At 65.4% G+C, this 8642-nt stretch carries 8 protein-coding genes; 6 read left to right on the forward strand and 2 right to left on the reverse strand.

Annotated features, from left to right (window positions below; translation table 11 throughout):
• Positions 1–258: 258 nt before the first annotated feature.
• Complete coding sequence (locus AC1D0P_RS17515; RefSeq protein WP_477677913.1) at positions 259–1278, reverse strand: DUF58 domain-containing protein; 1020 nt, start codon at positions 1276–1278, stop codon at positions 259–261.
• Between the two features lie 54 nt (positions 1279–1332).
• Positions 1333–2253, reverse strand: coding sequence for an AAA family ATPase (locus tag AC1D0P_RS17520; protein WP_477677914.1), 921 nt, complete (start codon positions 2251–2253; stop codon positions 1333–1335).
• 51 nt (positions 2254–2304) lie between these two features.
• Between AC1D0P_RS17520 and AC1D0P_RS17525 the strand changes: the two genes are divergently transcribed.
• From AC1D0P_RS17525 to AC1D0P_RS17550, 6 genes are all read left to right on the forward strand, one after another.
• The gene (locus tag AC1D0P_RS17525) at positions 2305–3258 is read left to right on the forward strand and encodes a histone deacetylase family protein (RefSeq protein ID WP_477677915.1); all 954 of its coding nucleotides are present in this window, start codon (positions 2305–2307) and stop codon (positions 3256–3258) included.
• Positions 3259–3270: 12 nt separating this feature from the next.
• Positions 3271–4077, forward strand: a complete 807-nt coding sequence (locus AC1D0P_RS17530; protein ID WP_477677916.1) for an enoyl-CoA hydratase — start codon at positions 3271–3273, stop codon at positions 4075–4077.
• Positions 4056–5375 (forward strand): mechanosensitive ion channel family protein, encoded by a 1320-nt coding sequence (locus tag AC1D0P_RS17535; RefSeq protein ID WP_477677917.1) that lies wholly within the window; start codon positions 4056–4058, stop codon positions 5373–5375. Before AC1D0P_RS17530 ends, AC1D0P_RS17535 begins: the two co-directional genes overlap by 22 nt.
• Before the next feature lie 275 nt (positions 5376–5650).
• Positions 5651–6400, forward strand: a complete 750-nt coding sequence (locus tag AC1D0P_RS17540) for an electron transfer flavoprotein subunit beta/FixA family protein (RefSeq protein ID WP_477677918.1) — start codon at positions 5651–5653, stop codon at positions 6398–6400.
• Positions 6401–6413: 13 nt separating this feature from the next.
• Entirely contained in the window at positions 6414–7355 is a 942-nt protein-coding gene (locus AC1D0P_RS17545) for an electron transfer flavoprotein subunit alpha/FixB family protein (RefSeq protein ID WP_477677919.1), read from the forward strand.
• Positions 7356–7504: 149 nt separating this feature from the next.
• A partial coding sequence (locus tag AC1D0P_RS17550) for an acyl-CoA dehydrogenase family protein (RefSeq protein WP_477677920.1) occupies positions 7505–8642 on the forward strand: 1138 nt, incomplete at its 3' end.

Raw genomic sequence — 8642 nt, forward strand, 5'->3', positions numbered from 1 at the left:
CCGTCCTGGCTGGGCCGAGGAGCGCAGAGACAAGCGGATCAGGGCTGGCGTTGTTTGAGCCGAAGGCGAGTTTAGCCAGACCCCGCTTGGCTCGAGCACCGCAGGTTGCCCGWAGCGAAGCGTAGGGACCCAGACTGCGGGTCGCCTTTCTTTTGCTTACTTTTCTTTGGCGAAGCAAAGAAAAGTGAGTCGCCGCCGGGCGAYCCCGGCCAGCAGGACTYAGMAGAGAACCCGCCCGTCGAACGGAAACAGAACCCTTCAACATACGGCCAGCGCCTCCAGACAAAGCCTTTTATGCGCCTCCCCACTGGCAGGCTTGATCTCCAAAGAAGGCAACCTCAATCCATAGTCCAGCGACAGCTTGTCAGCCAACAACACCCAGGCACACAGCCGTGAAAGCTTCTGCTCAACGCCGGCAGAACCGGCCTGCGCAAAGTCCAGCCACAACTCATGCCGCTGCGCCTGCTGCGTGTCGCGAACCACCAGCCCGCTTCCTTGGCCGTCGTCCTTCGCGGCCTTCTTCCAGACCACCAGTTTCATCGGGTCGCCGCGCCGGTAACCCCGCACGCCGTCGAATTCGCCGCTGCTTTGCGCGCGCAGGGCGGCCGCGGCGCCGCCTGAGCGGGGTTCGCCGGGCGGCAGGGGCGGCGGGTGGGCTTCGGGCGCGGGGTAGACCAGGACCTGGGCGCCGGGCCGCCAGACGGTCCAGACGCGGAAGGTGCCCAGCGGGAACCGGGTTTCGGCGGTCAGCGTGGGCAGCCTGTGCAGGCCGCGCTTCGGCGGCGTGAAGGCCACCTGCACCACGCTGCTGCCTTGCGCGGGCACGTCGGTCCAGGCCCAGTGTCGCTCGCGGCCTTTTTCGGCGTCTACGTCATGCGGGTTGAGCACGCTCAGGCCTATGCCGTGGCGCACTGTACGCCGGGTGTTGGTCAGCTTGACCTCGAAAGCGGCGGTGGCGCCCACATACTGGGCGTGCGGCGCGACCAGGTTCATGGACAGGCCGCGCAGCGTGCCGTGGCAGACATGCATGCCGATGAGCGCGCTGCCGGCCAGCAAAAAAGTCAGCAGGTAGCCCAGGCTCAGCTGGTAATTGATGGCGGCCACCAGCAGCACCAGCAGGGTGACACCCATCATCCAGCCCGGACGGGTGGGAAGGATGTAAACGTTGCGCTGGGTCAGCGTCACGCTGTCGGTGAAAGGCAGCTTGCTCTGCCACCAGGCCTGGAAGCGGGCACGCACGAAGGCCAGGGGGTTGAGGGTGGATGCCAGCGCGGCCATAAGGAGAGGGAAGGGGCGGAAAAAGCGGACGATGTGTTTTTTTGGGGGCGGTGCTCAGGGCAGGGGCACGGCTTCCAGCATGGCGCGCACCTGTTCCACCGAGCCGCGCCCGGCGTCACTGACGGGAATCAGCCGGTGCGCGGCGGTCTGGGGCAGCACCGCGGCGATATCGTCGGGCGCCACGTAATCGCGCTTGCTCAGAAAGGCCTGGGCCCTGGCGGCCCGCATGATGGCTATACCGGCGCGCGGGCTCAGGCCCTGCAAAAACCAGCGGCCCGAACGGGTGGCCGCCACCAGGTCTTGCAGGTAGTTGAGCAGCGGCTCGGACGCGTGGACCTTGGCCACCATCTGCTGCAGCTCCAGCAGGTCGTGCGGCGCCAGCAGCGCGGGCAGTTGCTCGACCATCTCGCGCCTGTCGGCGCCGCGCAGCAGCTCGCGCTCGGCGGCGCGGTCGGGGTAACCCAGCGAAATCCGCATGTGGAAGCGGTCCAGCTGCGACTCGGGCAGGGCGTAGGTGCCGAGCTGGTCGTGCGGGTTCTGCGTGGCGATCACAAAAAAGGGCAGGGGCAGGGGGCGGGTTTCGCCTTCGACGGTGACCTGTTTTTCCTCCATGGCCTCGAGCAGGGCGCTCTGGGTCTTGGGGCTGGCGCGGTTGATTTCATCGGCCAGCAGCACCTGGGCGAACACCGGCCCGGGGTGGAACACAAAACTCTCCTTCTGGCGCTCGTAAATCGACACGCCCGACAGGTCGCTGGGCATCAGGTCGGCGGTGAACTGCACGCGTGAAAACTGCAGGCCGAAGGAGCGCGACAGCGCATGGGCCAGCGTGGTCTTGCCGACGCCCGGCACATCCTCGATCAGCAGGTGGCCGCCGGCCAGCAGGCAGGCCACGCAATCCTGCACCTGGGCCGGCTTGCCGACGATGACCGTGTTAAGCTGATTCAGGAGCGCTTGAAGTTTTTCTGTGACATTCATGGCGTCAACCATACCGTAAATTTTCGTAAAACATTGCCCGATGGTTTCCCGATGAACGCGACCGGTTATTTCAGCCATCCCGACTGCCGAAAGCACGAAATGGGGGCCGGGCACCCGGAATGCCCCGAGCGGCTCGATGCCATCGACGACTGGCTGCTGGCCATCGGCGTCAAGGACGCGCTGGACGCCCGCGAGGCGCCGCAGGCGGCCCTGGGCGACATCGAACTCGCACACGATCGCATGATGGTCGCCGCGCTGCGCGGCCTGAGCGACCACCTAGCCGATGACATACGGGCGGGCGGCCCGGCCTATGCCCAGATCGACCCCGACACCGCCCTCAACGTGCACACCTGGAACGCCGCCCTGCGCGCCGCCGGCGCYGCGCTGGCCGCCACCGATGCCGTGCTGTCCGGCGAACTCGAAAACGCCTTCTGCGCCGTGCGGCCGCCCGGCCACCATGCCTGCCATAACAAGGCCATGGGCTTCTGCTTTTTCAATAACATCGCCGTCGCCGCGCGTTATGCGCTGGAGCGCCACGGCCTCAAGCGTGTGGCGATTGTCGACTTCGACGTGCACCACGGCAATGGCACCGAGGACATCCTCAGCGGGGATGAGCGGGTGCTGATGGTGAGTTTTTTCCAGCATCCGCTCTACCCCTACAGCGGCACCGAGAGCCATGCCGGCAACATGCTCAACCTGCCCGTGCCGGCCTACACCAAGGGCATGGACGTGCGCGAGCTGGTCGAGATGATGTGGATACCGCGCCTGGAGGAATTCAAGCCCGAGATGATTTTTATCAGCGCCGGATTCGACGCGCACCGCGACGACGACCTGGGCCAGATGGGCCTGGTTGAGCAGGACTACGCCTGGATCACCCAGCGCATCAAGGACGTCGCGAAACGCCACTCGCAGGGCCGGATTGTTTCGTCGCTGGAAGGCGGCTACAACCTGAACGCGCTGGCACGCAGCGTGGAAGCCCACATCCGCGTGCTGGCCGACCTGTAGGAGGTTTGTTTCATGAGCGCCGCATCCGCTGACCTTTCGGCACCCGTGCTGCATASCCAGGACGCGCGCGGCGTGCACCGCCTGGTGCTGAACCGCGCCGCCAGCTTCAACACCCTCAGCGAGGACGTGCTGGCCGCGCTGCAGGCCGCGCTCGACGCGATCGCGGCCGACGGCGCGGCGCGCGCGGTGGTCATCGCGGCCGAGGGCAAGGCCTTTTGCGCCGGCCACAACCTCAAAGACATGCACGCACAGCCCGAACTGGCCTATTACCAGAAGCTGTTTGCCCAGTGCACGCGCATGATGCTCAGCATCCAGAAGCTGCCGGTGCCTGTCATCGCGCGGGTGCAAGGCCTGGCCACCGCGGCCGGTTGCCAGCTGGTGGCGCAATGCGACCTGGCCGTGGCGGCCGGCAGTGCCAGCTTCGGCGTCAACGGCATAGACGTGGGCCTGTTCTGCGCCACGCCCAGCGTGCCGCTGGTGCGCAACATCCCGGCCAAGCAGGCCATGGAGATGCTGTTGACCGGCGGCTTCATCACGGCCGATGAAGCGCGCCAGCGTGGGCTGGTCAACCGCGTCGTGCCGCTGGAGGCGCTGGACGGCGAAGTCGAAAAATTGCTGCAGTCGCTATTGTCCAAACCGCGCGAGGCGCTGGCCATGGGCAAGGCGCTTTTTTACCAACAACGTGAAACCGGTATCGAGGCCGCCTACCAGCTCGCGGGCCAGTCCATGGCCCGCAACATGGCCCATGCCGTTGCACAGGAGGGCGTACAGGCCTTCATCGAAAAAAGGAAACCCCAATGGCCAGCGCCGGCGCCCTGACGACCCGTCCCCCCGCCCGTATCGACAACCTGGACGCCTGGTTCGCCGCGCTGGCCCAGCCCACGACGCTCACGGAGGTGGCCGCGCTGATCGGTTGCGCCTTGCTGGCCTGGCTGGTGGTGCGCGTGGCGGGCCGCGCGCGCATGGCGGTCGACGACAGCTCCATCCTGTTCGGGCGGCGCGTGATCGACGGTGTGCTTTTCCCCCTGCTGCTGCTGTTCCTGGCCTACGCGGCCAAGGCTTTGCTGGAGCGCATGTTTCCGCTGGCGCTCTTCAAGGTGGCGATTCCCGTGCTGGTCTCGCTGGCCGCGATACGCCTGGGTGTCAAGGTGCTGCAGGTGGCCTTCAAGGATGCACCGCTGGTGCGGGCGCTGGAGCGCACCATCTCCTGGCTGGCCTGGATCGCCATGGTGCTGTGGGTCAGCGGCCTGCTGCCCGTGGTGCTGGAAGAACTCGACGGCATCAAGTGGAAGATAGGCAACAGCAACCTCTCGGTGCGCACCATGCTCGAAGGCGCGGTGACGGCCGGCGTGGTGCTGCTGATCACGCTGTGGATATCGTCGGCCATCGAGTCGCGCCTGCTGCGCAAGGCCACTGGCAACGAACTGTCCCTGCGCAAGGCCGTCAGCAACGCGGTGCGCGCCGTGCTGATGTTTGTGGGCCTGATGCTGGCGCTGTCCTCGGTAGGCATAGACCTCACAGCCTTGTCGGTGCTGGGCGGCGCGATAGGCGTGGGCGTGGGTTTCGGCCTGCAGAAGCTGGCCGCCAACTACGTCAGCGGCTTTGTCATGCTGGCCGAGCGCAGCGTGCGCATAGGCGACAACATCCGGGTCGACACCTTCGAGGGCCGCATCACCGACATCAACGCGCGCTACACCGTGGTGCGCGCACCTTCGGGGCGCGAGTCCATCGTGCCCAACGAGATGTTCATCAGCACCCGCGTTGAAAACCTGTCGCTGAGCGACCCGCAGGTGCTGCAGTCCACCGTGGTTTCGGTGGGCTATGACAGCGATGTGGAGCTCGTGATGCGCCTGCTCAACGAGGCCGCGCTCAGGCAGGACCGCGTGCTGCGCGACCCGGCCCCCGGCACCAACCTGACCAACTTCGGCGCCGACGGGTTGGAGTTCACGCTCAACTACTGGATGGCCGACCCGGAAAACGGCCAGCAAAACCTGCGCTCCCGCATCAACCTGGCCATCCTGGAAGCCCTGCGCGCGCACAACATCGACATTCCCTATCCGCAGCGCGTGGTGCACACCCGCGTCACGGCGGACGGGGACGCCGCCAAACCCTCCTGAACCGGCCCGGGCCCCTGGAGGGCGCCCAGCCGCGGGGCAATTGGCGCCTGAAAGACACCTTTAGGACAACGGTTGGGCAGGATGCTCTAATTCCCCTTGTTTCGCCCTCTATAATGAAAAATAGAACGACCGTTCTTTTTCTGCCCGGCAGTGCTGGTTACCTTCCGGCCGCCGGCCCCGCAGCCCGCACCCGGCATGCCGCAGCATAGAATGCAAAGCTTACGTTTACGTCAACGTCAATCAATACATCTCATCAACAACTCTGGAGCCCTGTCATGAAGGTCTTGGTCCCCGTCAAGCGTGTAGTCGACTACAACGTGAAAGTCCGCGTCAAATCCGATGGCACTGGTGTCGACATCGCCAACGTCAAGATGAGCATGAACCCGTTTGACGAGATCGCCGTCGAAGAGGCCACCCGCCTGAAGGAAAAAGGCGTGGTCACCGAGGTGATCGCCGTCAGCTGCGGCGTGCTGCAGTGCCAGGAAACCCTGCGCACCGCCATGGCCATAGGCGCCGACCGCGCCATCCTGGTGGAGACCGCCGAAGAACTGCAGCCCCTGGCCGTCGCCAAGCTGCTCAAGGCCCTGGTCGAAAAAGAACAACCCCAGCTCGTCATCCTCGGCAAGCAAGCCATCGACGACGACTGCAACCAGACCGGCCAGATGCTGGCCGCGCTGCTGGGCTGGCCCCAGGCGACTTTTGCCTCCAAGGTCGAAGTCGAAGGCGGCACCGCCAAGGTCACGCGCGAAGTCGACGGTGGCCTGGAAACCCTCTCGCTCACGCTGCCGGCCATCATCACCACCGACCTGCGCCTCAATGAGCCGCGCTACGTCACCCTGCCCAACATCATGAAGGCSAAGAAGAWGCMGCTCGACAACATCAAGCCCGAAGAGCTCGGCGTCGACGTCAAGCCGCGCATCAAGACCCTGAAGGTCAGCGAGCCGCCCAAGCGCAGCGCCGGCATCAAGGTGGCCGACGTGGCCGCCCTGGTGGACAAGCTCAAGAACGAAGCCAAAGTTATCTAAGGAGTTGATTGAAATGACCGCACTCGCATCACTCGTCGTGGCAGAACACGACAACAACTCCATCAAGCCCGCCACCCTCAACACCGTGACGGCTGCCGCACAGTGCGGCGGCGACGTGCACGTGCTGGTGGCCGGCAAGGGCGCCGAAGCCGCCGCCAAGGCCGCCGCCGCGATTGCCGGCGTCGCCAAGGTCATCCATGTCGAAGGCGAGCACTTCGCCCACGGCCTGGCCGAGAACATGGCCGCGCAGGTGCTGGCCATCGCTTCCGCCTATTCGCACATCCTGTTTCCCGCCACCGCCTCGGGCAAGAACATCGCTCCCCGCGTAGCCGCGACGCTGGACGTGGGCCAGATCTCCGACATCACCAAGGTTGATGCCGCCGACACCTTTGAGCGCCCCATCTATGCCGGCAACGCGATTGCCATCGTGCAAAGCCTGGACGCGACCAAAGTCATCACCGTGCGCACCACCGGCTTTGACGCCGCGGCTGCCACAGGCGGCTCCGCGACGATTGAGACCCCTGCGGGCGTGGCCGACAGCGGCAAGTCGACTTTCCTGGGTTCCGAGATCGCCAAGAGCGACCGCCCTGAACTGACCGCCGCCAAGATCATCGTCTCGGGTGGCCGGGCCATGGGCTCCAGCGAGAAGTTCAACGAAGTGCTGACGCCGCTGGCCGACAAGCTGGGCGCGGCGCTGGGCGCCTCGCGCGCCGCCGTCGATGCGGGCTACGCCCCCAACGACTGGCAAGTGGGCCAGACCGGCAAGATCGTCGCGCCGCAGCTTTACATCGCCGCCGGCATTTCCGGCGCGATCCAGCACCTGGCCGGCATGAAGGACAGCAAGGTCATTGTCGCGATCAACAAAGACCCTGAGGCGCCTATCTTCAGCGTGGCCGATTACGGCCTGGAGGCCGACCTGTTCACGGCCGTGCCCGAGCTGGTCGCGGCTTTGTGACCTGTTAGTGAGTTAACTCCCTCCCCCACTGGGGGAGGGCAGGGGTGGGGACCGGCGGCGGTTGAGCGAGCACTTTGCCACGGCCGCAAGCCCCCATCCCAAGCTTCCCCCAGCGGGGGAAGGAGCAAGAGAAATTCGGAGACAAGAACATGACGTACAAAGCCCCTCTCAAGGACATGCTGTTTGACATCCAGCACCTGGCCAACATCGAACAGATCGCGCAGATTCCGGGCTTCGAGGAAGCCGGCTTCGATACCGCGCAAGCCGTGCTCGAGGAGTGCGCCAAGTTCAACGAAGGCGTGCTGGCCCCGCTGAACCGCGAGGGCGACATCAACCCCTCAAGCTTTCAGGCCGGCGAAGTCACCACCACGCCCGGCTTCAAGGAAGCCTTCAAACAATACGTCGAAGGCGGCTGGCAAGGCCTGCAGCACCCGGCCGATTTTGGCGGCCAGGGCCTGCCCAAGACCATAGGCGCGGCCTGCGGCGAAATGCTCAACTCGGCCAACATGAGCTTCGCGCTGTGCCCGCTGCTCAGCGACGGTGCCATCGAGGCGCTGCTGACGGCCGGCTCCGACGAGCTCAAGGCGGTTTACCTCGAAAAACTCGTGAGCGGCCAGTGGACCGGCACCATGAACCTGACCGAGCCACAGGCCGGCTCAGACCTGGCCATGGTGCGCAGCCRTGCCGAGCCGCAACCCGACGGCAGCTACAAGATTTTCGGCACCAAGATCTTCATCACCTATGGTGAGCACGACATGGCCGAGAACATCGTGCACCTGGTGCTGGCCCGCGTCACGGGCGCGCCCGAAGGCGTCAAGGGCATCAGCCTGTTTGTCGTGCCCAAGTTCATGGTCGGCAAGGACGGCGCACTGGGCGCGCGCAACGACGTGCACTGCGTGAGCATAGAACACAAGATGGGCATCAAGGCTTCGCCCACCGCTGTGCTGCAGTACGGCGACAACGGTGGCGCCGTCGGCTACATCGTCGGCGAAGAAAACCGCGGCCTCGAATACATGTTCATCATGATGAACTCGGCGCGCTACGCCGTCGGGATGCAGGGCATCGCGATTGCCGAGCGTGCCTACCAGAAGGCCGTGGCGTTTTCGAAAGACCGCGTGCAGAGCCGCCCCGTCGACGGCTCCATCAAGGCCAGCGCGCCCATCATCCACCACCCCGACGTCAAGCGCATGCTGATGACCATGCGCGCCTACACCGAAGGCTGCCGCGCCATGGCCTCGGTGGCCGCCGCGGCTTACGACGCAACGCATCACCACCCCGATGCCGAGG

The sequence above is a fragment of the Polaromonas sp. P1_G2 genome (assembly GCF_056405515.1).

What these genes read in the sequence shown, in the direction of transcription:
- AC1D0P_RS17535 (WP_477677917.1), top strand. Translation starts at nt 4,056, where the DNA reads ATGGCCAGCGCCGGCGCCCTGACGACCCGTCCCCCCGCCCGTATCGAC.
- AC1D0P_RS17520 (WP_477677914.1), bottom strand. Translation starts at nt 2,253, where the DNA reads ATGAATGTCACAGAAAAACTTCAAGCGCTCCTGAATCAGCTTAACACG.
- AC1D0P_RS17545 (WP_477677919.1), top strand. Translation starts at nt 6,414, where the DNA reads ATGACCGCACTCGCATCACTCGTCGTGGCAGAACACGACAACAACTCC.
- AC1D0P_RS17515 (WP_477677913.1), bottom strand. Translation starts at nt 1,278, where the DNA reads ATGGCCGCGCTGGCATCCACCCTCAACCCCCTGGCCTTCGTGCGTGCC.